The sequence below is a fragment of the Burkholderia sp. 572 genome (genome assembly GCF_040545135.1).
GTDB classification, from domain to species: Bacteria; Pseudomonadota; Gammaproteobacteria; order Burkholderiales; family Burkholderiaceae; genus Burkholderia; species Burkholderia cepacia.
Genome location: NZ_JBEPLH010000011.1, coordinates 183,564 through 208,061, shown reverse-complemented (window position 1 = coordinate 208,061; position 24,498 = coordinate 183,564). Strand labels below are relative to the sequence as shown.

The following is a 24,498-nucleotide window of genomic DNA, read 5'->3' as shown; positions in this document are numbered from 1 at the left end:
AAACGCAACGAGCCCGTCGCGGGACGGGCTCGTTGATGGTGCAGGCTGCGCGCGAAGGCGCGCGGCGGCAGGCTTAGTGGCCGAAGTAGACCGAGTCGCGGGGGTTCTGCACCTTGACGACCGGTGCGCCACCCTGGACGGTCGCGGCCGGTTGCGCACCGTAGCCGCTGTTGTCGGCGCCGCGCACGCGGGCTTGCGCGGCTTCGATGTCGGCCGGGTAATGCGGGCTCGCCTGGCTCGGCTTGTAGCCGGCTTGTTCGAGCTGAACCAGTTCGTTCTTCACTTGCGCGCGGGTCACGGTGCTTTGGGCGAATGCGCCGAACGAAGCGGACAGGGCGACAGCGGCAACGACTGCGGAAACGAGCGATTTCATGATGACCTCCGATGTTTATTGGCTTTCCGCGTTCGACACCATGTCGTAAGCGGTTGATTACATCGTAGGCGCCGGTCGACCTAGGGTAAACGTGAGTTTTGGTGAAAGATCGTTGTCGCAGGAGTAATAATTCCGGGATATGCGCGTTCCGTCCCTATTCGATGTTGCCGGATTTGCAAGGGAGCGGAGCGAATGCGCGCGACGCGGATGGCGTACACGGACGGGTGCCCGACGGCGAATGCGCGGGTGGAGAGGCGGCCGACGGGTGGTGTTGCCGACGGGTCAGACGTCGTCGTCGATTTCCTTGCGTTCCCGGCGTTCCTCGTTGCCGCGCCGCGCGCGCAGGCGCTGGCGCGACAGCACGGCGATCACCTGCTGGGTCGGCGCGCCGGACGGCAGTTCGTTGCGGATGCGATCGGGCACCATGGGCAGGCCCGCGCGCTGCCGGCGCAGCGCCTTGGCGATTGCCCGGCGGCATTCGTCACCGTGGCAATCCCATTCATCGCGGATTCTCTGGCAATAACGGCATTGTTCCATCCGGACAGTCTAACGCGTCTTCGGGAACGGGGCTGGACGCACCGGCCTGAGTGGATCACGCGCCGGGCGCGGCATCGGCGAGCGCGTTTGCATGCGACTGGAAGCGGCGATGTTCTTCCGGCGGCACGAGCGAGCCACCTGTCGCCCAGATGACGTGCGTCGCCCGGCGCAGGTCGATCGCGTGGCGATGCACGTAGTCCTTTCCGGCCGGGGAGTGCGTCAGCCAGCCGGGGCCGCCGACGGCAGCGGCGGCCGACGGCTCGAGTTCCACGCCCGTCGCGCGCCGGACCGCGAGCAACTGCGCGTAAAGCTGCGCGTCGCTGACGGTGAAGACGCCCGACAGCTGGGACGCCATCAGCGGGCTGACGAGGTGCGACGCCTGCGCGACTGCCAGGCCATCGGCCTCGGTCCGGTTGTCGAGCCCCGCGTCATAGACGGATACGGGCTTCCCGGGGCCGGCGGCCAGCTGGACCAGCATGCATGGCGAAGCGACGGGTTCCGCGAAAAAGCAATGCACGTGCTCGCCGAACAGCGCCTTGAGACCATAGGCGATGCCGCCCGGTGCGCCGCCGACGCCGCACGGGATATGGACGAAGAGCGGATGCGCCGCATCCACGCCGCGGCCCGCCCCAGCGAGCTGTGCGGCGAGATGCCGGGCACCGGCCGCGTAGCCGAGGAACAGCATCAGCGAGCCTTCGTCGTCGACGAAGTGGCTGCGCGGCTGATGGCGTGCCTGCGAGCGTCCCGCCGCGACGGCTTGCGCGTAGTCGCCGTCATGTTCGATCACGCGAACGCCGCGTGCTCTCAGGCGCGCCTTCTTCCACGGCTTCGCGTCGGTCGACATGTGAACGACCGACTCGAACCCCAGCGCGGCGGCCATCACGCCGATGCTCAGGCCGAGATTGCCGGTGCTGCCCACGATGACGGTGTGCGCGGCAAACAGTTCGCGTGCGGCGGTCGAGGCGAGGAGCCGACGGTCGCCCGCGGGTTCGAGCAGGCCGTGTTCGAGCGCGATCGACTCCGCGAGCGCGAGCACTTCGTGAAAGCCGCCGCGCGCCTTGATCGAGCCGGCGACCGGCAGTGCGTCGTCGCGCTTGATGAACCACGCGCCGTGTTCGACTGCCGGGAGCGACAAGCTGCGCTGCAGGCTGTCTGCCGGCATCAGCGGCGATTCGATTTTTCCCGCGCTCGCCGCGAGTTCGGGAAACAGCTCGGCCATCAGCGGTTCGCAGCGCGCCAGCCGCGCTTCGGCCATCGCAATGGCGTCGATCGTCGGTGCGTCGTGCGGCAGCGGGCTGCCGGCGTGGGGGTTCAGCCACAGCAGCGGGTGGCGGGATTGCAGCTTGGCTAATAGATCGGAAGGCTGGAGCGTGAAGGTCATGGATCGGTCTTGCGTCGGATGAACGGCGAATCAGGCTTGAATGCTACGATTCGAACCGGTTGCGCGAAAGCGCCGATTTCTAATGAATGCATTAGCCCGACTTATAACGATGCGACTCGATGGTTCGATCCTTGGTGCGTTGCTGTGCTTTGAAACGGCCGGCCGGTTGCTGAGCTTCACGAAGACGGCGCAGGCGTTCAACCTGACGCAAAGCGCCGTGAGCCAGCAGATCCGGAACCTGGAGGACCGGCTGGGTTACCCGCTGTTCGTGCGTCAGGCGCGCGGGCTGAAGTTGACCGAGAAGGGCGCGACCCTGCTCGGAACGATGTCGAGCGCGTTCGGCGACATCCATCGCACGCTTCAGGCACTCGGCATGCCGGACGCGCCACTGCAGGTGAGTTGTCTGCCGTCGCTCGCGCTGCAATGGCTGATGCCGCGCCTGTCCGAATTTCATCGGCTGCAACCGGACGTGCCGGTTCGCGTGAGGGCCGAGTTTCAGGTGCTGGATCGTCAGGCCATGGAGACCGACGACATCGACGTGGCGGTGCGCTACGACCCGGTGCAATACGGGCGGCTGCATGCCGAGGCCATCCTCGACGAAATCCTGTTTCCGGTCGCCACGCCCGCGTATCTGGCGCAGCATCCGTCCTTTGCCGGCGGGGAGTCGCTGGATGGCGTCGTCCTGCTGCACGACGCGGCTCCGTGGGGCGGCGCACCCGAGTTCGTGGAGTGGCGCACGTGGCTGGAGGCAGTTCGTCCCGCGTGGACGGCGCATCTTGACGGCCCGCAGTTCAATTTCTCCAGCCTGGCAATCACGGCCGCGCTGAACCATCAGGGCGTCGCGATGGGGCGCGCCGCGCTGGTACATGACGAGATTGCGAGCGGACGGCTCGTGGATGTTTTCGGCAGGCATGTGCGTGCGCCGGCGCGCTACATGCTGTTGTCACGCAATCCCGACGATCCGCGCACCACGGTTTTTTCGGACTGGCTCAAGGCCGAGTGCGCACGCTTCGATGCGGCTCGGTCACGCTTGCTTTCGAACGGAAGCCGGCACGGGTAGCCGAAGCTGCCGGATGGCCGGGTCGGAGTGCGAAGTAGTTGAGAAACGAGTGCCGCCGCACACTACGATTTCCCGTCCGTCTCCATACGGAATGCTTGCGCACGGACGCGGCTGGCGAGCGTTACTTGAGTTGCCAGATACCCCAGACGGCGATCAACAGGCCAAGGCCGAATCCGCAGCCGAGCAACACGTAGGTTTCCATTGCAGGTCTCTGAAAGCGTGGCAGCGCCGATGCGGACATCGGCGTGCGAGCAGGACAGTCGGTGACGTATCGTTCGCATCGTCGGGCGCGGCGATACGCCGGGTCCGCGAATACTACGCTCGGCAGCTTTCAGAACGCATGCGGGATCGATGGCAATCCGCCGCCCGTCAGTGCGTGCCCGCGTGCGTGTTGTCCACCTGGGTAACGTGCGATCCGCCGTGCCGGAACACGCCCGATTTCCAGATCATCTGCGATGCCGCGACGAGCACGAAGAGCAGCACGACCATCCTGAAGCTGCGGGGCGACATCTTGTCCCGTAGCGGGCGAACGAGCCACATGCCGGCAATGGCCGGCAGGCTGGCCGCCGCCGAGATCGCGAGGTCGGCGGCGCTCGCGTGCGCGGCGCCGCTGAACGTCGTGAGCAGCGTGACGATCGACACCACGAGGATGATCGCGATCTGCTTCGTGAAGGCGCGCCCGGTCGCGCCGGACGAAATCAGGTACGTGGCGAGCAGCGGGCCGGGAACCGACGCGATGCTTTCCATCAGCGCGGCGCCGAAGCCGAGTGCGAAGCCGACGGGTTTCTGCCACGCGGGAGGCAGGTTGAGCTTCGGCGCGGCGAGCATCAGCGTCGCGGCGACGATCAGCAGCGCGCCGGACGCCGCCTGCGCATGACCCGGATTGAGCGAGAGCAGGATCGCGACACCGACGATGTTGCCGATCACGGTGCCCGCGATCGGTGCGGCGATCTTGCGTGCCGTCGCCAGCACCTGGCCGCCTTCCAGCGCCTGCGGAATGTTGCCGAGGATGATCGGCATCGACAGCAGCAGCACCGCATGCCGGATCGGCAAGAACTGGCTGAGTATCGGCATCGCGATCAGCGGCACGCCTATGCCGGTGATCCCCTTGGCCATGCCGCCCAGCAGCAGCGCGACGGCGATGCCGGCCAGATCGAACGCGCCGAGCCCCTGCAGGCTGGAAACCAGCACACCTTCAGTCAGATTGAAATGCATCATGGAATGGCTTGTCGCGGCGTATCCGGCAGCGAGCGCTGTCGAAGGAGCCCGTTGCGGCGCGTGCGTGTTGCACGCATGTGTTCTGGATCGGCTTGGCCGGGCGTCGATCGCATGGCGCCGCATCGTTGCGCGGCCGGGTCCGCAGGCAATCGACGCGCGGTTCGAGGATGCATCTTACCCGAGCGTTGCGGAGGGCATTCGGCGCGGGGCGCGGCGTGCCGCCGGTATCGTCGGCGCGATCATGTACGCGGTTCAATATAATTCATGACCATGCATCGCCTCATGCGCGATATGCATCTACTGGAACAAGGAGACCCGATGACCCTTGCGCAGTTGCAGGCCCTGGCGGCCGTGGTCGAACTCGGCTCGCTCACGGCCGCGGCCGACCGGTTGAGCCGCAGTCAATCCGCGATCAGTCATGCGCTGACCGAGCTGGAAGACATCACGGAGGTCAAGCTGCTCTGGCGCGACCGGCAGCCGGTCGTCCTGACGGCGGCGGGCGAACGCCTGTGGCCGTACATCCAGAACGTGGTGCGCGAAGCGCAGTTGCTGCGCCAGCAGTTCAGCCTGTCGCGCGGCAAGCTCGAAGGGAAGCTGGTGGTCGCGTCGCTGCCAAGCGTGTCGCTGGCATTCGTCGTGCCGGCACTCGAGGCGCTGAAGGAGATGCACCAGGGCGTGTCGGCGGTGCTGCTCGAAGGCACGGACAGCGAAGTCGAAGGGTGGATCGAGGACGGTACCGCCGACGTCGGCGTGGTGGCCGGCACGAAGACCTTCGCGCACACGCTGCCGCTGCTCGACGAGGACTTCGTCGCGGTGGCGGCGGATGGCATGTTCACGGCCCGCAAGAGCGTGTCGGCGAAGCAGTTGTCCGCGGCCCCGTTCATTTTCTCGAAGGCAGGATGCGGGCCCGTGATCGCGGATTACTTCGCGCGCAGCGGCACGCCGCTGCACGCTGCGTTCAACGTGGTCGAGATGCGCACCATCCTGTCGATGGCGGAGGCCGGCATGGGCGTGTCGATCGTTCCGCGCATCACGCTCACGTACACCCCGTTCGGCGGCCGCGTGCTGGCGCTTTCGCCACGGCTGCATCGTTCCGTCCGGCTGTCGTGGAACACGTCCGGCAATGCGATCGCCGATGCGTTCGTGCGGCTCGTCGACGCGCAACGCGCGAAGGCGGCGAAGGCGATTCACGCGCGCGCGAAAAGGAGCCGGTAACGAACGGCCGGTGCGATGAAAAGCGCTCATGGGCGGCTTGCAGTTTATTCATGCCGGTGTGATCGAGATGCAATACATTGATCAAACTCGCCCCTGACCGCTTTGCCCCGAAGGAGATTGCCGTGCCGGCCTTGCCTACCTTGCTTGCATTCGGACTCGTGTCGCTCGGCATGGTGCTGACACCCGGGCCGAACATGATCTACCTGGTGTCGCGCTCGATCTGCCAGGGCCGCCGTGCCGGGCTGGTGTCGCTCGGCGGCGTTGCGCTGGGGTTCGTCTTCTACATGGTGTGCGCGGCGCTGGGCATCACAGCGCTGGTGTTGGCCGTGCCGTATGCGTACGACGTGCTGCGCTTTGCCGGTGCGCTTTATCTGGCGTACCTGGCGTGGCAGGCGCTGAAGCCGGGCGGCCGCTCGGCGTTCCAGGTCAGGCAGCTGCCGCACGATAGCCGCGCCAGGCTCTTCACGATGGGCTTCGTCACGAACCTCGCGAATCCGAAGATCGCGGTGATGTATCTGTCGCTGCTGCCGCAGTTCATTTCGCCGGGGCACGGCAGCGTGCTCGCGCAATCGCTGGCGCTCGGCAGCGTGCAGATCGCGGTGAGCGTCAGCGTGAATGCGCTGATTGCCTGCATGGCCGGCGCCATCGCGGGTTTCCTGGCGGGGCGGCCGGTCTGGGCGTCGGTTCAGCGCTGGTTGATGGGCACCGTGCTGGCGGGACTCGCCGTGCGTATCGCACTGGAGTCGCGCAGCTGACGCGAGTGAGTGGCCGACGGGTTGCGGGATCGCGGGGGGCTTCCGAGTTGCATCGTGACGAACGCGCCCGGTTTCGTCAGCCCTGTCTGTTGCCCTGCGCTTCGTTGCCGACCCGCACGGGCGCGGCTTTTGCGTTGCGCCGGCCGCGCGTCGCGAGCCAGCACAGGATCGACCCGCCGCATACCATCGACGCGCCTTGCCAGAATTCGATCGACAGCGGCGCATGCAGCAGCGTCGCGGCGAGCATGGCGGCGAGTACCGGGGTGAAATACGATGCGCCGACGATGATCGTCACGTTGCCGTGCATGATGCCGGTGTTCCAGGCCGCATAGCCGAACCCCAGCGCCGATGCCGCCAGCACGATGTAGATGGCCGCTTGCAGGCTGAACGTCATGCCCCCGCCGCCTTCGACCGCGAACTTGATCCAGAGCGCCAGCGCAACCAGCATGAAGAACGGCGTGACGCCGTTCTTGCCGTCCGCGATGCGCGCCGTCACCGTGCAATAGCCGGCCCAGATCAGCGCACCGAAGAACGCGAGGCCGTAGCTCAGCGGATTGTCCGTGACGTTGCGCAGCATGCCGGCCGGATCGAGCCCCTGGTCGCCGCCGAGGACCCGGCAGATCCCGAGCATCGACAGCAGGACGCCGGGCACGACCAGCAGGTTGGCGCGCTGCTTGTTGAACACGATTGCCGCGACCAGCGTGAAGCTCGGCCACAGATAGTTGACCATCGCGACTTCGATCGCCTGCCGGCCGTTGCTGGCATAGCCGATCGACAGCGACAGGCACACCTCGTACGAGACGAACAGCAGCCCGCCCCAGAGCAGATAGTTTTTCGGGAACCGGCTCAGGTCGGGGAAACCGACCGAGAACAGCAGAAGCACGGACGCCACCGTATAGATCATCGCGGCGCCACCGGTCGCGCCGAGGCTTTCGCTGACTCCACGAACGAGGGCGACCACGGAGGCCCACAACAACACCGCGCCGAGCCCGGCGAGCGTTGCCTTATTCTTGTGCTTCATGCGTCCTGCCTGTTTCAACATTCAAATTCGCTATCGGATGATTCGGTTCCGCCTGCACGGGATCCACGGGTACGTCGATCCGGATGGTCTCGATCTCGGTGTGCTGGTCGCGCACCGGGATCGACATGTCACGGCCGCCGACCCCGGATGCGTCGTCGTCGCCGAACGGCGTCGTCCCGTCGTCTTCGCTGAAGCAGTTGACGGTCGCGAACGTCCCGCTCATGGCGGAGTACGAGGCGCGCAGTCTACCGCGTGTCGTCGCGCAATGGCTTGTGATGGGCGTACAACAAGTCCCCGTGCGCCATCGCGGTATAGTCGCGTGGCAGATTCGCATCGAGCAGTTGGTCCGGTTTTCGTTGAAGCCCGTCGCCCGTATCGCGCTTTCAGGGAGGGAAGCCATGAAAGAAGTGCCGTATTTCTCGCAGTGGGAATCGATGCACCTGGTTTCGCGGTTCGTGTCCCGCGAATTGCGCGCGGAGGACGACCCGTTGTGGCATCGCTCCGGCGCAAGCACGCCGGAAGAATACGCTCAGTGGAGCCCGAACATCTGCGGTATCGCGTGCCTGAAGATGCTGCTCGCATACCGCTCGAACACGATCGTGCCGCTGCTCGAACTGGTACGCGAGGCCGTCGGGTTCGGCGTCTACCGGCCCGAACTCGGCGACACGGGCAAGCGTCTGCATTACCGGCCCTTCGTGCACTGGGTGCGCGAGCGCTACGGGATCGACGGCGATGTGGTGGAAGGGATCGATTCGGCCGCGCTCGAACCGAAGCTGCATGACGGGCACATGCTGATGGCGTCGGTGCATCCCGGCATCCGGCACGACGGCTTCGAGCCGCCGTCGCGGGGCGGGCATCTGGTGCTCGTGTTCGGCGCGAACCGCGACACCGGCGACTGGCTGTTCCACAACCCGTCCGGGTTCGACGTGCGCACGCAGCGCAATGTGGCGATGCCGCGCGCCACGTTCGACCGCTACTTCGCGAACCGCGGCATCCTGATTGCCCCATGACGTTGCGCATGCAACGAATCCCGCGCGCACGGCGTCAGGCGCCCGTCGCAACGGGCGCCTGACCGATCACCGGTCGTTGCGCTTCTTGCTCAGCTCGATCGTCTCGAACAGCGTGTAGTCAGCGGTCGGGTGCTGGTCGGCGCCCGGTGCGTGGTAGTAGCGCATCGTGATCGTCGTATGCCCGCCCGGCTTGCCCGGGTCGTGGTCGAACACGGCAATCCCGTAGCCGGTGCCGGTATCGCGACGCGCGGACCAGATCGCATCCTCGAGCGCATCGGCCGGCTGGCGCACGAACGTATTCGGCGCCGTGCCCGGCACCGGCCGGTTGGGCTTCGTGAACACCTTTGCCCGCGCAAAGCCGGTCGCCGGGTTCTCGCCGTATACGTCCAGCGGCGCGCTGGTGCCGCCGCCGCCCAGGATCAGGTGGATCGTGCCGTGGCTCGTGTCGAACGTCGTGCGGTCCGGGTCGTTCGATCCGACCGGGCGCGGCTGCAGCGTCTCGACCACTTCGCCGGTCGTCGCATCGACGCCCGCGCGGTGATTGCAGCCGCGTACCGGGTAGCTGCGCTCGTAGTCGTGATCGTGGCCGCACAGCACGAGGTCGACGCCGTAACGGTCGAACAGCGGCAGCCACGCTTCGCGAATGCCCTTGTCGGAACCGTTGCCCGTCTTCGACGAACTGAGCGCGTCCTGGTGCATCTGCACGACGATCCAGTCGATGTCGTCGTCGTGCGCGGCATGACGCAGCGTGTGTTCGAGCCAGCGCGTCTGCTCGCCGTTGCTGTAGCCGCGCACGTAGAACGACGTGCCGGGCTCGATCGGCGGGCGGCCCGTGCTCGCGGCCGGCACGAGCGGCGCGGGGCCGCCGACGAACGCGGCGGCATCCTGGTACACGACGTCGTCGGCGTCGAGCGACACGAACAGCACCGAGCTCACGCGGAAGCTGTACCAGCGGCCCGGGAAGCGCGTGCCGTTTTCCGGCAGCGTATAGCGCGCGAGATACGAGTCGAGCCCCTGCGGACCATTGTTGAACTCGATCTCATGGTTGCCGGGGCAGGGCATCCACGGACGATTCGCGGCCGACGTCTGGTTGTTGTTGCCGAAATCGCGCCACACCTCGGGCTGGTGCGCGGGGTTCAGGTTCGCGTAGCAAAGGTCGCCGTTCAGCAGGTGGAACAGCGGCTGGAACTGCTCGACGGCCTGCACCGCGAAGCGGCTCTGCGGCGACGACAGCACCCAGGCACCGTTCGGCGTCGCAAGGTCGCCGTAGCTCGTGAAGCGGAACGGCGCGCGGCCGCGCGGTGCGGTCGAAAAATTCGCGGAGAACGGCTGCGCGGCATTGCTGTCGTTGTCGGCCGTGATCTCGTAGCGGTAACGCGTATTCGGCTTCAGCCCGTGCACGCGCGCGTGGTACGTGAATACGGTCTCGCCGTTCAGGCCGTCGGTGTACAGGCGCTGGACGCCATGCACGGTGCGCGGCGGCTCGCCGTCGGCGACGATGCGCGCGCGCGGATTGACGGCCGACGCGAGCGACGCCCACGAGATCACGACTTCCGACGTCGGGTCGTTGCCCCACGTCAGGTGGACCTGTTCGGGCGTGCCGTCCGGGGTCGACGCGGCGGCCCGGGCTGCCGCGAGGCCACCGGCGGCGGTGGCGAGGCCGGATACGCCGGCGAGTTTCAGGAAGCCGCGGCGCGAGACGGACGCGGCGGGCTCGTTCGGCTGGATCGGGGAGTTGTCCTGGTTCGACATGGTCGGTGTTTTCGTGGATGGAGACGCGAGATGCGGAACCGCCCGGCCGTGCGTAAGCGTGGCCGGGGCGTGGGCCGGAAACGAGCGGGATCCCGGTGCCGGACATTGTCGAAGCGCAGTTTTGCCGGGTTGTGACAGCACGGCAACCCGCGGGAGCGCCGGCGCCTGCCGAGCTTGCGGATCGGGGCATCCGGCCCGCGGCGACGCGCGTCCGCTTCGGCCGATATTTATTTGCCGACATCGCGACGGATTCTGACCACCTGCACCGTTTAACGCATGAACGGCCGCTTCCGGTCGATATCTGCTACGTCGGAGTCTTTCATGAAGCTTTCCATTCCGTTGCGGTTTGCCACGGCATGCGTGGCCGCGCTGGCTGCGTCCGCTGCGTTCGCGCAGGCCGTCATCGTCGCGCCTTACGCGCCGCCGCCGCCTCGCGTCGAAGTGATGCCGGCGCCGCGCGCGGGCTACGTGTGGGACCAGGGCCACTGGCACTGGCGCCAGGGCCGCTATGTCTGGATTCCAGGCCACTGGCAAGTGGTTCGCGTCGGTTATCACTGGGTGCCGGGCCACTGGGCCGCGCGCGGTCCGGCGTGGCGCTGGGTTCCGGGTCACTGGGCCTGATGCGCATGCCGCCGCACGGCACGCGGTGCCGGCGCGGCGGCGCCTTCCCGCAACGTCATGAGTCGCAGCCATGCCCTTTCGAACCGTGGTGATACTGGCAGCCGCAGCCATCGTGCTGGCCGGCTGTGTCGTGGTGCCGGCGCGTCCGGTCTATTACCGGCCCGCGCCGGTCGTCGTATATTGAGCGCGCCGGCCGCCGCTCGCGCGACCGGGCGGCCGGCATCCGATCGAACCGATCGACACGATCGCCATGCGGCCTGAAACCGATGCCGATGAAACGGACCTTGCCGATGCCGTACGCGATGCGTGCGGCGATCCCGAACCGCCGGTGTGGCGGGGCCGGGTAATGGCGCGGCGCATGCAAGGAGAGCACGACGATGAGCTTCGGTCTGCCGACAGGCGCATTCACGAGCGCGCCGCGGCACAGACGCGCGATGCGCTGGAGCGCCCCGCGTTGAGCGACGGCGATCCGGACGCCGCGCTGGTGGCACGGGTCGGCGCGCGCGACGCGTCGGCCGTGCGCGTGCTCGTCGCGCGCAAGCTGCCGCGGCTGCTCGCACTCGCGACGCGCATGCTCGGCGACCGCACGGAAGCCGAGGACGTCGCACAGGAGACGTTCTTGCGGATCTGGAAACAGGCGCCGGGCTGGCGCGAGGGCGAGGCACGGTTCGACACGTGGCTGCATCGTGTGGTGCTGAACCTGTGCTACGACCGCTTGCGCGGCCGCCGCGAGGAACCGGTCGACGTGTTGCCCGACGTGCCCGATCCGCAACCGGAGCCGGCCACCCGCGCGGAGACCCGCTCGCGCGACGCGCGCGTGCGGCAGGCGCTCGCGGCGTTGCCGGCGCGGCAGCGCGAAGCGCTCGTGCTCCAGTACTATCAGGACATGTCGAACATGGAGGCGGCCGACCTGATGGGCATTACCGTCGACGCGCTGGAAAGCCTGCTCGCGCGCGCGCGGCGAAACTTGCGCGCGCAACTGGCCGGCGATTCACCTAGCGAGGACATCCGATGACACCCGAACGATTTCGTACCATCGTCGCCGCGTACGGCTCGGATGCGCGGCGCTGGCCGGACGGCGAGCGCGCGGCCGCCGAGGCATGGGCGCGCGCGCATCCGGGCGACGCGTTGGCGGCGCTGGACGATGCCGCCGAACTCGACGCGTGGCTCGCCAGCGATACGGTCGCACCGCCCGCGCCGGCGCTCGTCGAGCGCATCGTCGCGACGGCGCCCGCTCCGCGGCGCACGCGGCGGCGGGGCACCGTGTGGTGGTCGGGCGCGGCATTCGCGGGCGTGGGCCTGGCCGGCGCGCTCGCGGGCGCGGTGGCCGTGTCGATGCTGATGCTCGGGAGCGTGCCGCCTGCGCACGAGCAGGGCTATCTGACAACGACGTTCGGCGGACCGAGCGTGGACTGGAGTGATGAATGAGTGAGCGTGGCTGGAAATTCGTCCTCGTCGGTTCGGTCGTGCTGAACGTATTCATGCTCGGCGCGATCGGCGGCGGCGCGTATCAGTGGTTCTCGACGCATCGCGACCTGCGGGCCGCGGGCGCGCCTGCGTCGCGCACCGCATTGCGTTTCGCCGCGGACGAGTTGCCGGACACGCGCCGGCAGGAATTCGCCGCCGCGCTGAAGGCGGCACGCAAGGACGGTCGCGATTTCGCGCGGGAAGGGCGCGACGACCGGATCACCGTGCTGGATCTGCTCGCCGCGCCGCAACTCGATCGCACGGCGATTGACGCCGCGCTCGACCGCACGCGTGCGGCCGATACCGCGCTGCGTGCGCAGGTGGAGCGCAGCGTCGTCGATTTCGCGGCGACGCTGACGCCGGACGAGCGCGCGAAGTTCGTCGACGGGTTGCGGCGTAGCGGCAACTGGCGGTTGCCGCCGAAGTTGCAGAAGAAGCAGGGCGAGGCGGGGAGTCAGTAAGGAAACGCGGCGCGGGAGACGTGCGGCGGCGCGCCTTTCCTGCGCTGTGCAACGCGTACGCGGAACACCGGTCGGCAATGCTTTCAGGCACGCTTTCGCGAACGATCGCAACGCGACCACGGCCACGTAACGCGACGGATACGTTCAACGTGCCAGCATCCACGCGGAGATCGCGTCGACCACGCTGCTCTCCAGGCCGTTGAAGCCGTGATAGGCGAACGCTTCGCACGGATCGCCCCGGGACGTGCCGCCCGACACGATCATCCGTTCGGCCTTCGGCGATGCATCCAGTTTCTTCAACAGCGTATCCGTTTCGGACACGGGGCAATGCTTGCAGCCGTCGTTCTGGTGATGAACGACGAGCACCGGAATCCTGAGGCTGGCCAGGTTCATGTCGGTGACCGCGGTACCGCCTCGATCTTCACGGAGGATCGTGGACGTCAGCACGATACCGTCCGGCCCGCCGCCACCGGCCAGCGCGATCGCAACGGCAGCGGCGGACTGGGTGCCGCGGCTCGTCCCGACCAGCCAGACCGGCACGTGCAGTTGCTCCCTCAACCACGCGATCACGGCACGCGCGTCGTCGGCGTGTTCCTTCGAGAGTCGAAAGCCGTTGAGGTAGGGCGCGGATTGCCGGTCGCTCGGTGCATCGATGACCGCGACAGCGATACCGTCATTCACGAACAGCTGCCTGGAGCGCACGAGAAAGTTGCCTGCGCCCCATCCGAACCGGCCGGACGGGTCCAGTTGCAGCCCGCCGTGTCCGCCGGCGTAAAGGATGGCCGCGGCTTTCGGCGCATCCGGCGCGATGAAGAGAAACCGCTGGGTGACTCCGGGACGGGTCGGGACGTCAACGACCCTCGGCTGACCCTGCGCGTGAGCGGGATAACCGTGCAGCGCCAACGCTATGGCGAGCAGCCACGCGCGTGCCCGGCGCATGGCCGGACGCTTCGCACCGAAGCAACGAAACCGCGCGTGCAAGCTGACGGGAAGTGGGTTCATCGTAGCGGTGGCCGGCGCATTCCGCCGTGGCCGGCCGGAGTGCGGCAGCTTCTCCTGTTCAATGTAGCGGCGCCACGTCGACGCGAGTGTGCCGGGCCGTGGCTGCCCGAACCGTCGTGTTCCACCGGACGCGCGGCGTTCAAGGCGATTCGGCAACCTGAACGATTTCGCCGATGTAGCGCCTGAGGTCGCGCGCGTCGTCCTTCATGCGAATCGATTGGCAAAGGCGACAACGGGAGCCGGCAGCAGGATGGCGAGCAGCGTGGTCACGGCCGATCTCCGGTTGCGTCGAATTCTTGCTCCGGGGCGGGACGACGATACCTCCGTGACCCGGAGCGATACATTCCATTGAGTCTAGGCTGGTTTCCGGGAACGGCAAGCGCCGGGCGGATATCCGCGACAAGGCGGCATTCGACCCGTCCAGGGTTTCGGCCGACGCACCATCCGGCCGGGTTCATGCCGGTCAGCGGGCGAAAGCCTGTCGGCCGAATGTCGAAGCGTGCCCGTCCCTCGGCGGGGCACGGGGTCGCGTTGCGGCGGCTGAGCGATCCGTCGATGCGCGGCCACCGTCGGTCGAATCCGCGCTGGAAACTCGAACGGCGACACACACGCTTTCAAGTCCGCGCGACAAACCCGAAATATTCGTCTACCCGGCGACGGATTTCCCGCCGGCCGACGTTTAACACGGGTACGCATCGCAAGAGCCCCGCCATGGACCACCCGAACGACATCACCCCGGCTGCCATCGCGCTGAACCGCTTCGGTCTCGGCGCGCGGGCCGACGAAGCGCCGCCGGCCGACCCGAAGGCGGCGCTCGTCGCGCAATTCGACCGTTACGAAGCGCGGCCGGCCGCGTGGGCCGGCGAGCCCGACGCGGTGGCGCTCGCCACGCGCTTCGCGAACGCGCGCAATGCGATGACCGGCGACGATCCCGCAACGAAGCGCGCGACCGAGCAGTCGATCCGGCGTGACGGCAACGACACGTATCGCAGCGCCGTCGTCGCGCGGGTCAACAGCGCGTTGAACACGCCCGCGCCGTTCGTCGAGCGTCTCGTGCATTTCTGGGCGAACCATTTCGCGGTGTCGGTCGACAAGGGGCCGGTGGCGGCCTACGCGGGCGCGTTCGAACGCGACGCGATCCGCCCGCACGTGCTCGGCCGTTTCGAGGACATGCTGGTTGCCGTCGAGCAGCATCCCGCGATGCAGCTGTTCCTCGACCAGGCGCGCTCGGTCGGCCCCGACAGCCCGGCCGCGCTGCGTGCCGAAGCGCGCAATCCGTCGGGCAGGCGCGGGCTCAACGAGAATCTCGCGCGCGAAATCATGGAACTGCACACGCTTGGCGTACGCACGGGTTATACGCAAGCCGACGTGACGGAATTCGCGCGCGCGTTGACCGGCTGGAGCATCGCCGGCGGGCGCGGCCCGCAGCCCGGCGATGCGGCGCCCGGCGCGTTCGTGTTTCGCCCGAAACTGCACGAGCCCGGCGTGCGGACCGTGATGGGGCGCAGCTACGACCAGCCCGGCGAATCGCAGGCCCGCGCGATCCTGCACGACCTCGCGCATTCGGAGGCGACCGGTCGGCATATCGCGTTCCAGCTCGCCCGTCATTTCGTCGCCGACAATCCGCCGCCCGCGCTGACCGACCGGCTGGCCCGCGCGTTCGACGCGAGCGGCGGCGATTTGCCGACCGTCTATCGCGCGCTCGTCGACGCGCCCGATGCGTGGTCGCCGGTCAACCGCAAGTTCAAGACGCCGTGGGAGTGGGCCGTATCGTCGCTGCGCGGGCTCGGCTGGCACGACACGGGCGACCTGAAGGCCGCGCCGCTGCTCGCGCAGCTCGGCCAGCCGGTGTGGCGGCCGGGCTCGCCGGCCGGCTACGACGACGTGGCCGCGAGCTGGGCCGCGCCCGACGCGCTCGTGCGCCGCGTCGAGCTGGCGCAGCGGCTGGCCGCGCGCACGGGCGACCGGCTCGATCCGCGCACGCTCGGCAACACGCTGCTCGCTGGTTCGTTGAGCGCACCGACGGCGACCGCGTTGTCGCGTGCCGAAAGCGCGACCACGTCGCTCGCCTTGCTGCTCGTATCGCCCGATTTCCAACGGAGATGACCATGGCACTGTCCCGCCGACAATTCCTGCGCGTGGCGGCCGCCGGCGCCGGCGCGATGCTCGTCGCGCCGCGAATCGTGTTCGCGAACGTCGAGACCGACCGGCGCTTCGTGTTCGTGATCCAGCGCGGCGCGGCCGACGGCCTGAACACGCTGGTGCCATATGCCGAACCCGCGTATGCGTCGCTGCGCGGCCCGCTGGCGATCGACACGGCGGCCGCGACGCGGCTCGACGGCACGTTCGCGTTGCATCCGTCGCTCGTGCAGACCGCGCAGTTGTACCGCGACGGGCAGGCGCTGTTCGTTCATGCGATCGCGTCGCCGTATCGCGACCGCTCGCATTTCGACGGCCAGAACGTGCTCGAGACGGGCGGCCGCGCGCCGTACCAGGTGAAGGACGGGTGGCTGAACCGGCTCGCCGCGCTGCTGCCGGCGACACGCGAAAGCGCGATCGCGTTCGCACCGACCGTGCCGCTCGCGCTGCGCGGCACCGTGCAGGCGGCGTCGTACGCGCCGTCCGGTTTGCCGGCCGCGCCGGACGACCTGCTCGCGCGCGTGTCGGCGCTCTATGAGGCCGACGCGCAGCTCGGCCCGTTGTGGCAATCGGCGATGGATGCGCGCGGCCTCGCCGGCGATGCGCATGCGCGCCAGGATCCGGCGGGTGTCGGCAAGCTCGCCGCGACGTTTCTCGCGCGCGACGACGGCCCGCGCATCGCGATGATCGAAACGGGCGGCTGGGACACGCACAGTGCGCAGAACGCGCGGCTCGCGAATCAGCTGAAAGCGCTCGACACGATGCTCGCCGCGCTGCGCGACGGCCTCGGGCCCGCATGGCAGCAGACCACGGTGCTGGTGGCGACCGAGTTCGGCCGCACGGCCGCCGCGAACGGCACGGGCGGCACCGATCACGGGCAGGCGTCGGTCGCGATGCTCGCGGGCGGCGCGGTCGCGGGCGGCCGCGTGATCGCCGACTGGCCGGGGTTGCGGCCGGGCGACCTGTACGAAGGGCGCGACCTGAAGCCGACCGCGTCGCTCGACGCGCTGATCTCGGGCGCCGCCGCCGAAAGCCTGCGGCTCGATCCGCACCGCACCGCGTCCGCGCTGTTCGCCGAAAGCGGCGCGATGCGGCCGATGAGCGGGCTGATTCGCGGCACGGCGTGATGCGCGATGTTGCCGCTTCCGCGCCGATTCATTCACGACACAAAAGGGAGAATGCAAGATGATGAAGATCCGCTCCGTTTCGCTCACCGTGCTGGTAGCGGCCAGTGCGACGCTGATGTCCGCCTGCGTGGTCGAGCCCGTACGGCCGCCGCAGCCGGCGCCGATCGTCGAGACGCCGCCGCCGATGCCCGCGCCGGGCTATCGCTGGGCGAAGGGGCATTACCGGTGGGCCGGCAATCACTGGGCGTGGGTGCCCGGGCACTGGGTGGGCGTGTACTGATCGGGCGTGACGTGCCGCGCGGCGTGCGGCGAGGGTGTGGGGAAGCGGCATCGTGTATTGAACTGCGATGCACGTTGCCCTAAGCTGCCGGATCCCGGCGACGGGCATCCGGCGACGGGCATTCCCGTTCGTCCGCCACGGCGAGCCGATCCGCGGCCGCCGATTTCTTCGTTACGGCACCCACATGAAAGCATGGCTCGTTGCGCTGGCCGTCGTCGCCGGCATGACCGGCGCGCACGCCGCGTCGTTCAACTGCACGAAGGCGTCCACGTTCGTGGAGCGTGAAATCTGCGCCAATCCGACGTTGTCGCGTCTCGACGATGCGCTCAACGCGGATTTCCAGCACATGCTCTACGACTTCAGCAACTATCCGGTCGAGGATCCGCCCGAGTACGAGCAGTTCATGGCGACGCAGAGGGCGTGGCTGAAGACGCGTAACCGCTGCACGACGACGCAGTGCCTGATCGACAGCTACCGCAAGCGCATCGACGTGCTGTGCGGCCAGATCGACGTGCCGGCGAAAAGCGACCGCGCGAAATGCCGCAGCAACGGCGGCCTGGGCGGGCTCGAACTCGATCACTGAGCGCCGACGCGGCGTGCGAGCCGGGAGCCGTCAGGCCGGTGCGCGCCTACCACCCGATCCGGTGCTTCTCCTCCGTCTCGCGATGCCGCCAGTCGTCGTCCGCATGCAGGTACTGGCTCGTCGTCGTGAGCGACACGTGGCCGAGGTTGTCGCGCACGAGCCGCAGGTCGACGCGGCCGTCGGCCATGTGCGAGCCCGCGCTGTGGCGCAGCCAGTGCGCGGATGCCTGTTCGAGCACGCGTGCCTGCTGCTCGCCGGCTTCGCCGTTCGCGCGCAGCCGTTCGGCCGCGTGCCGGAACACCTGCTTCACGATCCGGTGCAGCGCCGCGCGCGTGAGCGGCTTGCGTGCTTGGCCGACCGGCAGCACGAGCGGCGTGGACTCGCCGTCGGACGGCAACGCGGGCAGGCCGTGCGCGCGCCGGTAGCGCGACAGCTCGGCCATCATTTCGTCGGTGGCCGGCACGAGCCGTTGCCGGCCGCCTTTGCCCGTCACGTCGAGCCACCAGCGGTCGCGTCCGTCCGCGTCGCGCCGGCAGAAGAACTGGCCCATCGTCGTGTCGGCCGCTTCGGTGATGCGCAGCCCGCCGAGATACAGCAGCGTGAAGAGCCACCGCGCGCGGTCCGCATGGAAGCCCGCCCGCGCGTCGTCGCGCGGCATCGCGGCGATCGCCTCCTTGACCGACTGCCACAGCGGTTGCCCGAGATGGCGCGTGACACGCGGTGCGGGCCGGCGCTGCCGCTGGCGCGACAACGCGAGCGGATTGCCGGCCAGGTAACCGGCCTGCACGAGCCACGAGAACATCACGTTCAGGATCACCAGCGCCTGCCGCTGGCTGGCCGCCGACAGCGGCCCGTAGAACGGCCGCCAGCGCGGATCGTCGCGCGGATGCTTGCGTCCGCCGTTCGCGCACCACAGCTCGGCCGGCGCGGGCGCGAGCAGGAACTGCCGGTAGACGATCAGATCTTCGTGCGTGAGCGACGACAGCGGCTTGCCGCACGCGATCACGGCCCACAGCAGCAGGCGCTCGGCTTCCTTGCGGTAATTCTGGAACGTGGTCGGTGTGTCGACGAAGCGCGCGAGCCAGGCGCGCACCGCGTCGAGGTCGTTGGTCGCGGCAATCTGCGGATGCGTGCCGGTCGAGCGGTTGGTGCCCGTGCGTCCGTCGAGCGCGGCCGGCACGGTCAGCGCATCGATCGGCAGCGGGCGCAGCGCGGCGTCGGACGGAACGGGTGAGGTCATGCGAAGCGGGGTGTGCTGAGCGGATCGTACGCGTGGAGGCGGGCGGACGAACGCGGCGCGATCAAGCCAGTCGGGAAGCGTCGATGGTACACGATCGTCTCACGATGAACCCGCCGTCGACGGCGATCGCCTGACCGGTAATGAAGCGCGCGGCGGGCGAGCACAGCCGCGTCATCGTTTTCGCGATGTGGCGGTGACTCGCCGCGCCGCGCCATCCGCGTGGTCTAGGTGCGTTGCGCCTTGTCGTCGCGGTTTTCCGGGCGGCCGGTGCTCGTCGAACCGGCGCTGCCGCCGGGGCACACGCGGAAACGGCACTCGATTCCGTCGGGCGTGCGCAGGTCCGCGCTGGGAGAGATACGGCGGCAGGGCCGCGGGCGCCGTGGTCATTCGGGTTGTCTCCTGTTGCGGGCACCGGGTCGGCAGGGCTGAACAAGCCCCGCCGCCCGGCGTGCACGTGCGAGCCGCCGGCGGCGATGCGCGCAGCTGAACCGGATCACGGTAACGGACCGGCGCGCGCGCGACATCCCACGAATGAAGGTGGCGGCCCTGTTTCTGTAAGGTGTTTGTGAACTTTCCCGCGGCGAGGATTTCTAATCGGCCCTCCAACGCTTCCTGAGGAACATCAGATGATTCGCCAATCCAGAACGCTGCTCGGCGCGGCCGTCATTGCCGGCAGCACGCTCCTCGCCGGATGTCAGACCGATGCGGTCGCCACGGCGCCGAACGCGGCGCGCCCGGCCGACGGCAAGCCGGTGACCAGGACCGTCCAGGTCGCGCCGCAATCCGCGCGATGCACGGGCGTCGCGCCGATGGAGTGCCTGCAGGTGCGAAACAGCCCGAACGAGCCGTGGAGCCTGTGGTACGCGGGCATCGAAGGCTTCGCTTACCAGCCCGGATACCAGTACACGCTTGAAATCGACGAATACCGCGTGGCTCGGCCGCCGGCCGACGGCTCGTCGATTCGCTGGGTGCTCAAGCGCGTTGTCGAGCGCCGTCAGGTGAACTGACGGCCGCGCTCACGCGGACGGGCGCGCCGCGGCACCGGCCGGCGGCGCGGCCGTATCGATCCGCCGGAACACGACGGACGACAGCAGCGTCACCCCACCCATGCACGCGAACGACAGCATGAATCCGTGCGCCATCGAGCCCCGATAGGCGGCAAACAGGTTGACGAGGCCGCCGCCGATCGACACGCCGAGCCCCATCGCCAGCATCTGCATCATCGTGAACAGGCTGTTGCCGCTGCCGGCGTCGGCATGCGACAGCCCCTTGAGCGTCACGCCGTTCATCGCCGCGAACTGCATCGAGTTCGCGGTGCCGAACACGATCAGCAGCACGCTTTCCAGTACCGGCGCGGGCCGCACCGACACCAGCGCGAACCCCGCGATCGCGCACCCGACGATCCCCGTATTCACGACCAGGAACGCCGCATAGCCGAAGCGCTTCACGAGCGGCGCGATCCAGCGTTTCGCGATGACCCCCGCGATCGCGGCCGGGAGCATCATCAGCCCCGATTGCAGCGGCGTATAGCCGAGCTGCACCTGCATCAGCAGCGGCAGCATGAACGGCACCGAGCTCGTGCCGATCCGGCACAGCAGGTTGCCGAGCAGCCCCGAACCGAAATTCGGCTCGCGGAACAGCCCGAGCCGAAACAGCGGCTGCGCGCGGCGCCGCGCGTACGGCAGGTACGCGAGCGCGCTCGCCAGCCCGAGCGCCGCGAGCCCGGCCGCCCATGCGGCGCGATGCGCGGGCATCGGCGGGTCGATCGCGAGCGACAGCGCGATCATCGCGACCGACAGCAGCGCACAGCCGACGAAATCGAAGGGCGGCGGTTGTGTCGCCTGGTCGTGCGGCAGGTAGCGCTGCACGGCGAGGAAGCCGACCACGCCGACCGGCACGTTGACGATGAACACCCAGTGCCACGAAATCGCCTGCGTGAGCCAGCCGCCGAGCGTCGGCCCGACGATCGGGCCGAGCTGGCCGGCGGTCGACACGAACGCGATCGCCGCGACGTACTGTTCGCCCGGCACGCGGCGCAGCACGGCGAGCCGCCCGATCGGCAGCAGCATCGAGCCGCCGATGCCCTGCAGCGCGCGCGCGGCGACGAGCTGGCCGAGCGTATGCGACGCCGCGCAGCCGATCGATGCGAGCACGAACACGAGAATCGCAATCGAGAACACGCGGCGCGTGCCGAACCGGTCGGCCAGCCAGCCGGACGCCGGCGTGAGCATCGCCATCGTCAGCGTATAGACGACCACGACGGGCTGCATCGCGAGCGGCGACGCGTTTAGGCTTTGCGCGATCGAAGGCAGGGCGGTGTTGACGATCGTCGTGTCGAGCGACTGCATGAAGAACGCAGCGGCGACGATCCAGAGCAGCGCGGAGTGTGCGGGTTCCCGGGACATGGCGGATTCGATGGTGCGAAGGCCGGCGCGTCGGCACGGCGCCAGCCGGTCTTCAAGCGCACGATGGTACCGATTCCGATGGTCATCGGGAAGCTGCCTGATGACGTTGACTGTCATCGGAAACAACGATGACAATGCGGGATGCTCAATCCCGTCTGGCTCAAGACGTTCGCGACTGTCACGAACTGCCGCAGCTTCACCGAAGCGGGCCGGCAGCTCGGGCTCAACCAGTCGAGCGTCAGCGAACACATCCGTCGTCTCGAAGAAAGCGTCGGGCGGCGGCTGTTCGTGCGCGACACCCATTCGATCGCGATGACGGCCGACGGCGAGGCGCTGCTCGTGCATGCGAACGTGATCCTGCAGGCGCTGAACCGCGCGGAATCGCAATTCCGCAAGCCGAGGCTGCAGGGCCTGGTGCGGCTCGGCGCGCCGGACGATCTCGCGCTCGTCGCGTTGCCGGACGTGCTGGCCGGGTTTCGCGCCGCGCACCCGGACGTCGCGCTGGAGATCACCACCGGCATGACGAGCCGGCTCTACGAAGGGCTGGACGCGGGGGCGCTCGACCTGATGATCGGCAAGCGGCGGCTCGGCGAGCGGCGCGGCACGCCGCTCCTGCGCACGCGGCTCGAGTGGGTCGCGCGGCCCGGCACCGTCGTCGATCCGGAGCGGCCGCTGCCGCTCGTGCTGGTCGCCGAGCCGAGCGTGACGCGCGCGATCGTCCTGAACGCGCTCGCCGAGAAGGGCATCGGCTGGGAAGTCGTGTGTTCGAGCAGCAGCCAGCCGGGCTGCATCGCGGCCGCGCGCGCGGGGCTCGGCTTGACCGCGACGTCGCACTATTTGTCGACGGGCGGGCTGGCGCCGCTGGTCAACGGCGGCGCGCTGCCCGAGCTGCCCGACATCGAATTCATCGCACTGGCCGCGAAGCGGCTCAGCCAGCCGGCGCGCACGCTGCTCGAATTGCTGGAAGCGAGCGACCTGAGCACACCGGGCGCGAACGCGTAACGGGCTCGCCACGCGCGACGCGCCCGGCTCCGGCGCCCGCGCAACGCGATGTGACGCGCTCCGTCATGCGACCGTCATGCGGCCGTCACGCAGCCCGCTTCTGCGAAATCACCAGCAGCGCGCCGTTCTTGTCCTCCAGCACCGCGCGGTATTCGTGCGGCCCGGCCTGCACGGGCACGCGCACCGACGCGCCGGCCTTCACGACCCGCGCCATCGCCGCATACAGGTCGTCGTCCTCGTCGACGCGCAGCGTGAGCGCCGCGCGCTCGACGATCTGCTCGTCGCCAGCGACCAGCGCGATCGTCAGCGGGCCGCCGTCGAGCGCGCAATAACGATCGCCGTCGCGGAACTTCACGTTCAGGCCCAGCCCGTCGACGAACAGCGGCAGCGCCGTGTCGATGTCGTCGACGGGATACAGCAGCATCGATACCTTCATCCCGGATCTCCCTTGTCTTGATGTGGACGGCGTGCAACGTGCCGCCGTTCGATGCTAGCGCGCCGTTCGCGCGCTCACGCAGTCCGATCGGATGACCGTGAAACCCCTCTGTCCCCGCATGCGTGCCGATACTCCGAACAGACGATGCCCGCGCCCGGCCGCGCGCCGACACTCCCATCCGTGGACCGTCGCTATTCGTCCGTATCGTGCGGGCGGGCTGCGCGACCCCGACTCGTCCAACATACATGGAGACGCACGCAATGAAGTTTTCCCTCATCTACGAAGCCCAGACCACCGACGCATCGCGCGAGGGCGACCACCGGGTGTTCAAGGAGACGGTCGAACAGGCGCTGCTCGCCGAGCAGGTCGGCTTCGACACGATCTGGTGCGTCGAGCACACGTCGCTGACCAACTATGCGCACATGAGCGCGCCGGAAACCTTCCTTGCGTACCTGGCCGGCCGCACGACGCGCATCGGCCTCGGCCACGGCGTCGTGTGCCTGCCGCCCGCGATGAACCACCCGATCAAGGTCGCCGAGCGCGTCGCGCTGCTCGACATCCTGTCGGGCGGCCGCGTGCACTTCGGCGTCGGCAAGGGCGGGAGCCAGCAGGAAGCCGGCGCGTTCGGCTACGACCTCAACGAGCTGCAGCCGATGATCGACGAATCGATGTACCTCGTGCCGAAGATGTTCGTGCAGGACGAGATCGAGCATGACGGCAAGTACATCAAGATCCCGAAGCGTCCGATCCACCCGAAGCCGTTCCAGGACCCGCACCCGCCGATGTACCTCGCGTGCACCAACACCGACGCGCTGCTGCGCGCCGGCCAGCGCGGGATGGGCGCGCTGGTGCTCGGTTTCGGCGGCCCCGATGAAGTCGCGAAGAAGAACGCCGTGTATCGCGAAGCGTGGGCGAACCGCAAGCCGGAAGACCAGGTCGGCTTCCGCCCGACCCAGCACCTTGCGGCGCTGTGCCCGACGGTCGTGATGGCCGACGGCCAGGCCGCCCGCAAGATCGGCATCCGCGGCCAGCGCTACTTCATGGAATCGCTCGCGTACTGGTACACGGGCGGCGAGCGTCCGGACCCGGCGAAGTGGGGCGACGACCTCGTGCAGGCCGACACCGGCGAGATGGTGATCCGCTCGCGCTTCGCGTCGGAGGAAGTCGTCGTGAACTTCGCCGATCCGGCGCTCGCGATGATGAACCCGAACCACGCGTACGGCACGGTGGACGACTGCATCGGTTATGTCGGCCGCCTGCAGGAAGCCGGCGTCGACGAAGTGCTGTTCCTGTGCCAGATGGGGACGGTGCCGCACGAAGCGCAGATGGAGACGATCCGTAATATCGGCGAGCACGTGATCCCGTTCTTCAACAAGGAGAAGGAGCGTGCCTGCGCGTAAGGCGGGTCGGGCC

28 protein-coding genes are annotated in these 24,498 nt (G+C 68.5%); 16 read left to right on the top strand and 12 right to left on the bottom strand.

Going from position 1 to position 24,498, the window contains the following annotated elements; all coding sequences use genetic code 11:
- Nucleotides 1-73: 73 nt before the first annotated feature.
- The 3 genes from ABIC51_RS22210 to dsdA all read right to left on the bottom strand — a co-directional run bounded on the left by ABIC51_RS22210 (nucleotide 74) and on the right by dsdA (nucleotide 2,291).
- Nucleotides 74-373, bottom strand: a complete 300-nt coding sequence (locus ABIC51_RS22210) for a DUF4148 domain-containing protein (RefSeq protein ID WP_027791788.1) — start codon at nucleotides 371-373, stop codon at nucleotides 74-76.
- Nucleotides 374-655: 282 nt separating this feature from the next.
- Nucleotides 656-910, bottom strand: a complete 255-nt coding sequence (locus ABIC51_RS22205; protein ID WP_027791787.1) for a hypothetical protein — start codon at nucleotides 908-910, stop codon at nucleotides 656-658.
- 55 nt (nucleotides 911-965) lie between these two features.
- Nucleotides 966-2,291 carry a D-serine ammonia-lyase gene (gene dsdA / locus ABIC51_RS22200; RefSeq protein ID WP_175897507.1) on the bottom strand — a complete coding sequence of 442 codons (1,326 nt, stop codon included), beginning with the start codon at nucleotides 2,289-2,291 and terminating at the stop codon, nucleotides 966-968.
- 109 nt (nucleotides 2,292-2,400) lie between these two features.
- Between dsdA and ABIC51_RS22195 the strand changes: the two genes are divergently transcribed.
- A complete protein-coding gene (locus ABIC51_RS22195) occupies nucleotides 2,401-3,351 on the top strand; it encodes a LysR substrate-binding domain-containing protein (RefSeq protein ID WP_034196064.1) in 951 nt (316 codons plus the stop codon).
- A gap of 369 nt (nucleotides 3,352-3,720) precedes the next feature.
- Here ABIC51_RS22195 and ABIC51_RS22190 read toward each other — a convergent pair whose 3' ends face one another.
- Nucleotides 3,721-4,569 carry a sulfite exporter TauE/SafE family protein gene (locus ABIC51_RS22190; RefSeq protein WP_060207147.1) on the bottom strand — a complete coding sequence of 283 codons (849 nt, stop codon included), beginning with the start codon at nucleotides 4,567-4,569 and terminating at the stop codon, nucleotides 3,721-3,723.
- On the opposite strand from ABIC51_RS22190, the gene ABIC51_RS22185 reads away from it, so the two are divergent.
- From ABIC51_RS22185 to ABIC51_RS22175, 3 genes are all read left to right on the top strand, one after another.
- Complete coding sequence (locus ABIC51_RS22185) at nucleotides 4,568-4,837, top strand: hypothetical protein (RefSeq protein ID WP_146254371.1); 270 nt, start codon at nucleotides 4,568-4,570, stop codon at nucleotides 4,835-4,837. The genes ABIC51_RS22190 and ABIC51_RS22185 overlap by 2 nt on opposite strands.
- A gap of 50 nt (nucleotides 4,838-4,887) precedes the next feature.
- Entirely contained in the window at nucleotides 4,888-5,784 is an 897-nt protein-coding gene (locus ABIC51_RS22180) for a LysR family transcriptional regulator (protein ID WP_175897506.1), read from the top strand.
- Nucleotides 5,785-5,906: 122 nt separating this feature from the next.
- Nucleotides 5,907-6,539: a LysE family translocator gene (locus ABIC51_RS22175; protein ID WP_059697771.1), complete on the top strand. Its 633-nt coding sequence runs from the start codon at nucleotides 5,907-5,909 to the stop codon at nucleotides 6,537-6,539.
- Nucleotides 6,540-6,615: 76 nt separating this feature from the next.
- On the opposite strand, the gene yddG is transcribed toward ABIC51_RS22175, so the two are convergent.
- Nucleotides 6,616-7,560, bottom strand: a complete 945-nt coding sequence (yddG, locus tag ABIC51_RS22170) for an aromatic amino acid DMT transporter YddG (protein WP_146254374.1) — start codon at nucleotides 7,558-7,560, stop codon at nucleotides 6,616-6,618.
- Nucleotides 7,544-7,783, bottom strand: coding sequence for a hypothetical protein (locus tag ABIC51_RS22165; RefSeq protein WP_146254375.1), 240 nt, complete (start codon nucleotides 7,781-7,783; stop codon nucleotides 7,544-7,546). The genes yddG and ABIC51_RS22165 overlap by 17 nt, the downstream gene beginning before the upstream one ends.
- Nucleotides 7,784-7,958: 175 nt before the next feature.
- Here ABIC51_RS22165 and ABIC51_RS22160 point away from each other — a divergent pair, with 175 nt between their 5' ends.
- Nucleotides 7,959-8,570 (top strand): cysteine peptidase family C39 domain-containing protein, encoded by a 612-nt coding sequence (locus tag ABIC51_RS22160; protein WP_027791781.1) that lies wholly within the window; start codon nucleotides 7,959-7,961, stop codon nucleotides 8,568-8,570.
- 66 nt (nucleotides 8,571-8,636) lie between these two features.
- Here ABIC51_RS22160 and ABIC51_RS22155 read toward each other — a convergent pair whose 3' ends face one another.
- Nucleotides 8,637-10,322 carry a purple acid phosphatase family protein gene (locus tag ABIC51_RS22155; RefSeq protein ID WP_146254376.1) on the bottom strand — a complete coding sequence of 562 codons (1,686 nt, stop codon included), beginning with the start codon at nucleotides 10,320-10,322 and terminating at the stop codon, nucleotides 8,637-8,639.
- A gap of 321 nt (nucleotides 10,323-10,643) precedes the next feature.
- Between ABIC51_RS22155 and ABIC51_RS22150 the strand changes: the two genes are divergently transcribed.
- The 4 genes from ABIC51_RS22150 (at nucleotide 10,644) to ABIC51_RS22135 (ending at nucleotide 12,871) form a co-directional block, all read left to right on the top strand.
- Complete coding sequence (locus ABIC51_RS22150) at nucleotides 10,644-10,943, top strand: YXWGXW repeat-containing protein (protein ID WP_027791779.1); 300 nt, start codon at nucleotides 10,644-10,646, stop codon at nucleotides 10,941-10,943.
- 250 nt (nucleotides 10,944-11,193) lie between these two features.
- The gene (locus ABIC51_RS22145; RefSeq protein ID WP_080981954.1) at nucleotides 11,194-11,958 is read left to right on the top strand and encodes an RNA polymerase sigma factor; all 765 of its coding nucleotides are present in this window, start codon (nucleotides 11,194-11,196) and stop codon (nucleotides 11,956-11,958) included.
- Entirely contained in the window at nucleotides 11,955-12,371 is a 417-nt protein-coding gene (locus ABIC51_RS22140; protein ID WP_027791777.1) for a hypothetical protein, read from the top strand. Before ABIC51_RS22145 ends, ABIC51_RS22140 begins: the two co-directional genes overlap by 4 nt.
- Nucleotides 12,368-12,871, top strand: a complete 504-nt coding sequence (locus ABIC51_RS22135) for a periplasmic heavy metal sensor (protein WP_060371900.1) — start codon at nucleotides 12,368-12,370, stop codon at nucleotides 12,869-12,871. The genes ABIC51_RS22140 and ABIC51_RS22135 overlap by 4 nt, the downstream gene beginning before the upstream one ends.
- A 144-nt stretch (nucleotides 12,872-13,015) precedes the next feature.
- Here ABIC51_RS22135 and ABIC51_RS22130 read toward each other — a convergent pair whose 3' ends face one another.
- Nucleotides 13,016-13,873: an alpha/beta hydrolase gene (locus ABIC51_RS22130; protein WP_319000664.1), complete on the bottom strand. Its 858-nt coding sequence runs from the start codon at nucleotides 13,871-13,873 to the stop codon at nucleotides 13,016-13,018.
- A gap of 711 nt (nucleotides 13,874-14,584) precedes the next feature.
- On the opposite strand from ABIC51_RS22130, the gene ABIC51_RS22125 reads away from it, so the two are divergent.
- From ABIC51_RS22125 to ABIC51_RS22110, 4 genes are all read left to right on the top strand, one after another.
- Complete coding sequence (locus ABIC51_RS22125) at nucleotides 14,585-15,979, top strand: DUF1800 domain-containing protein (RefSeq protein WP_027791774.1); 1,395 nt, start codon at nucleotides 14,585-14,587, stop codon at nucleotides 15,977-15,979.
- A 2-nt stretch (nucleotides 15,980-15,981) separates the two neighbouring features.
- Nucleotides 15,982-17,139: a DUF1501 domain-containing protein gene (locus ABIC51_RS22120; protein ID WP_059487968.1), complete on the top strand. Its 1,158-nt coding sequence runs from the start codon at nucleotides 15,982-15,984 to the stop codon at nucleotides 17,137-17,139.
- A 61-nt stretch (nucleotides 17,140-17,200) separates the two neighbouring features.
- Entirely contained in the window at nucleotides 17,201-17,419 is a 219-nt protein-coding gene (locus ABIC51_RS22115; protein ID WP_059697769.1) for a YXWGXW repeat-containing protein, read from the top strand.
- Between the two features lie 184 nt (nucleotides 17,420-17,603).
- A complete protein-coding gene (locus tag ABIC51_RS22110) occupies nucleotides 17,604-18,002 on the top strand; it encodes a lysozyme inhibitor LprI family protein (RefSeq protein WP_060207162.1) in 399 nt (132 codons plus the stop codon).
- Nucleotides 18,003-18,048: 46 nt separating this feature from the next.
- Here the strand turns inward: ABIC51_RS22110 and ABIC51_RS22105 are convergent, their stop codons facing one another.
- Together ABIC51_RS22105 and ABIC51_RS22100 are read right to left on the bottom strand one after the other, a co-directional pair.
- Complete coding sequence (locus ABIC51_RS22105; RefSeq protein ID WP_175852908.1) at nucleotides 18,049-19,242, bottom strand: tyrosine-type recombinase/integrase; 1,194 nt, start codon at nucleotides 19,240-19,242, stop codon at nucleotides 18,049-18,051.
- 61 nt (nucleotides 19,243-19,303) lie between these two features.
- Nucleotides 19,304-19,654, bottom strand: a complete 351-nt coding sequence (locus ABIC51_RS22100; protein WP_226159782.1) for an SDR family oxidoreductase — start codon at nucleotides 19,652-19,654, stop codon at nucleotides 19,304-19,306.
- Between the two features lie 214 nt (nucleotides 19,655-19,868).
- On the opposite strand from ABIC51_RS22100, the gene ABIC51_RS22095 reads away from it, so the two are divergent.
- Nucleotides 19,869-20,249 carry a DUF4377 domain-containing protein gene (locus ABIC51_RS22095; protein ID WP_060195556.1) on the top strand — a complete coding sequence of 127 codons (381 nt, stop codon included), beginning with the start codon at nucleotides 19,869-19,871 and terminating at the stop codon, nucleotides 20,247-20,249.
- Between the two features lie 9 nt (nucleotides 20,250-20,258).
- Here the strand turns inward: ABIC51_RS22095 and ABIC51_RS22090 are convergent, their stop codons facing one another.
- Nucleotides 20,259-21,647: a DHA2 family efflux MFS transporter permease subunit gene (locus ABIC51_RS22090; RefSeq protein WP_226159686.1), complete on the bottom strand. Its 1,389-nt coding sequence runs from the start codon at nucleotides 21,645-21,647 to the stop codon at nucleotides 20,259-20,261.
- Nucleotides 21,648-21,788: 141 nt separating this feature from the next.
- Here ABIC51_RS22090 and ABIC51_RS22085 point away from each other — a divergent pair, with 141 nt between their 5' ends.
- Entirely contained in the window at nucleotides 21,789-22,649 is an 861-nt protein-coding gene (locus tag ABIC51_RS22085; protein ID WP_027791767.1) for a LysR family transcriptional regulator, read from the top strand.
- Nucleotides 22,650-22,734: 85 nt separating this feature from the next.
- Here the strand turns inward: ABIC51_RS22085 and ABIC51_RS22080 are convergent, their stop codons facing one another.
- Entirely contained in the window at nucleotides 22,735-23,085 is a 351-nt protein-coding gene (locus ABIC51_RS22080) for a VOC family protein (protein WP_011355015.1), read from the bottom strand.
- A gap of 260 nt (nucleotides 23,086-23,345) precedes the next feature.
- Between ABIC51_RS22080 and ABIC51_RS22075 the strand changes: the two genes are divergently transcribed.
- On the top strand, nucleotides 23,346-24,485 hold the full coding sequence (locus ABIC51_RS22075) for an LLM class flavin-dependent oxidoreductase (protein WP_011355016.1): 1,140 nt from the start codon (nucleotides 23,346-23,348) through the stop codon (nucleotides 24,483-24,485).
- Nucleotides 24,486-24,498 lie beyond the last annotated feature (13 nt).

Excerpts from the sequence above, each read along its gene's own strand:
- ABIC51_RS22165 (WP_146254375.1), bottom strand. The coding sequence starts at position 7,783 with ATGAGCGGGACGTTCGCGACCGTCAACTGCTTCAGCGAAGACGACGGG.
- ABIC51_RS22140 (WP_027791777.1), top strand. The coding sequence starts at position 11,955 with ATGACACCCGAACGATTTCGTACCATCGTCGCCGCGTACGGCTCGGAT.
- ABIC51_RS22205 (WP_027791787.1), bottom strand. The coding sequence starts at position 910 with ATGGAACAATGCCGTTATTGCCAGAGAATCCGCGATGAATGGGATTGC.
- ABIC51_RS22135 (WP_060371900.1), top strand. The coding sequence starts at position 12,368 with ATGAGTGAGCGTGGCTGGAAATTCGTCCTCGTCGGTTCGGTCGTGCTG.
- ABIC51_RS22095 (WP_060195556.1), top strand. The coding sequence starts at position 19,869 with ATGATTCGCCAATCCAGAACGCTGCTCGGCGCGGCCGTCATTGCCGGC.
- ABIC51_RS22145 (WP_080981954.1), top strand. The coding sequence starts at position 11,194 with ATGCGGCCTGAAACCGATGCCGATGAAACGGACCTTGCCGATGCCGTA.
- ABIC51_RS22195 (WP_034196064.1), top strand. The coding sequence starts at position 2,401 with ATGCGACTCGATGGTTCGATCCTTGGTGCGTTGCTGTGCTTTGAAACG.
- ABIC51_RS22110 (WP_060207162.1), top strand. The coding sequence starts at position 17,604 with ATGAAAGCATGGCTCGTTGCGCTGGCCGTCGTCGCCGGCATGACCGGC.
- ABIC51_RS22155 (WP_146254376.1), bottom strand. The coding sequence starts at position 10,322 with ATGTCGAACCAGGACAACTCCCCGATCCAGCCGAACGAGCCCGCCGCG.
- ABIC51_RS22190 (WP_060207147.1), bottom strand. The coding sequence starts at position 4,569 with ATGATGCATTTCAATCTGACTGAAGGTGTGCTGGTTTCCAGCCTGCAG.
- ABIC51_RS22075 (WP_011355016.1), top strand. The coding sequence starts at position 23,346 with ATGAAGTTTTCCCTCATCTACGAAGCCCAGACCACCGACGCATCGCGC.
- yddG (WP_146254374.1), bottom strand. The coding sequence starts at position 7,560 with ATGAAGCACAAGAATAAGGCAACGCTCGCCGGGCTCGGCGCGGTGTTG.
- ABIC51_RS22085 (WP_027791767.1), top strand. The coding sequence starts at position 21,789 with ATGCTCAATCCCGTCTGGCTCAAGACGTTCGCGACTGTCACGAACTGC.
- ABIC51_RS22180 (WP_175897506.1), top strand. The coding sequence starts at position 4,888 with ATGACCCTTGCGCAGTTGCAGGCCCTGGCGGCCGTGGTCGAACTCGGC.
- ABIC51_RS22160 (WP_027791781.1), top strand. The coding sequence starts at position 7,959 with ATGAAAGAAGTGCCGTATTTCTCGCAGTGGGAATCGATGCACCTGGTT.
- ABIC51_RS22185 (WP_146254371.1), top strand. The coding sequence starts at position 4,568 with ATGGAATGGCTTGTCGCGGCGTATCCGGCAGCGAGCGCTGTCGAAGGA.
- dsdA (WP_175897507.1), bottom strand. The coding sequence starts at position 2,291 with ATGACCTTCACGCTCCAGCCTTCCGATCTATTAGCCAAGCTGCAATCC.
- ABIC51_RS22105 (WP_175852908.1), bottom strand. The coding sequence starts at position 19,242 with ATGACCTCACCCGTTCCGTCCGACGCCGCGCTGCGCCCGCTGCCGATC.
- ABIC51_RS22080 (WP_011355015.1), bottom strand. The coding sequence starts at position 23,085 with ATGAAGGTATCGATGCTGCTGTATCCCGTCGACGACATCGACACGGCG.
- ABIC51_RS22125 (WP_027791774.1), top strand. The coding sequence starts at position 14,585 with ATGGACCACCCGAACGACATCACCCCGGCTGCCATCGCGCTGAACCGC.
- ABIC51_RS22150 (WP_027791779.1), top strand. The coding sequence starts at position 10,644 with ATGAAGCTTTCCATTCCGTTGCGGTTTGCCACGGCATGCGTGGCCGCG.
- ABIC51_RS22115 (WP_059697769.1), top strand. The coding sequence starts at position 17,201 with ATGAAGATCCGCTCCGTTTCGCTCACCGTGCTGGTAGCGGCCAGTGCG.
- ABIC51_RS22210 (WP_027791788.1), bottom strand. The coding sequence starts at position 373 with ATGAAATCGCTCGTTTCCGCAGTCGTTGCCGCTGTCGCCCTGTCCGCT.
- ABIC51_RS22120 (WP_059487968.1), top strand. The coding sequence starts at position 15,982 with ATGGCACTGTCCCGCCGACAATTCCTGCGCGTGGCGGCCGCCGGCGCC.
- ABIC51_RS22130 (WP_319000664.1), bottom strand. The coding sequence starts at position 13,873 with ATGAACCCACTTCCCGTCAGCTTGCACGCGCGGTTTCGTTGCTTCGGT.
- ABIC51_RS22090 (WP_226159686.1), bottom strand. The coding sequence starts at position 21,647 with ATGTCCCGGGAACCCGCACACTCCGCGCTGCTCTGGATCGTCGCCGCT.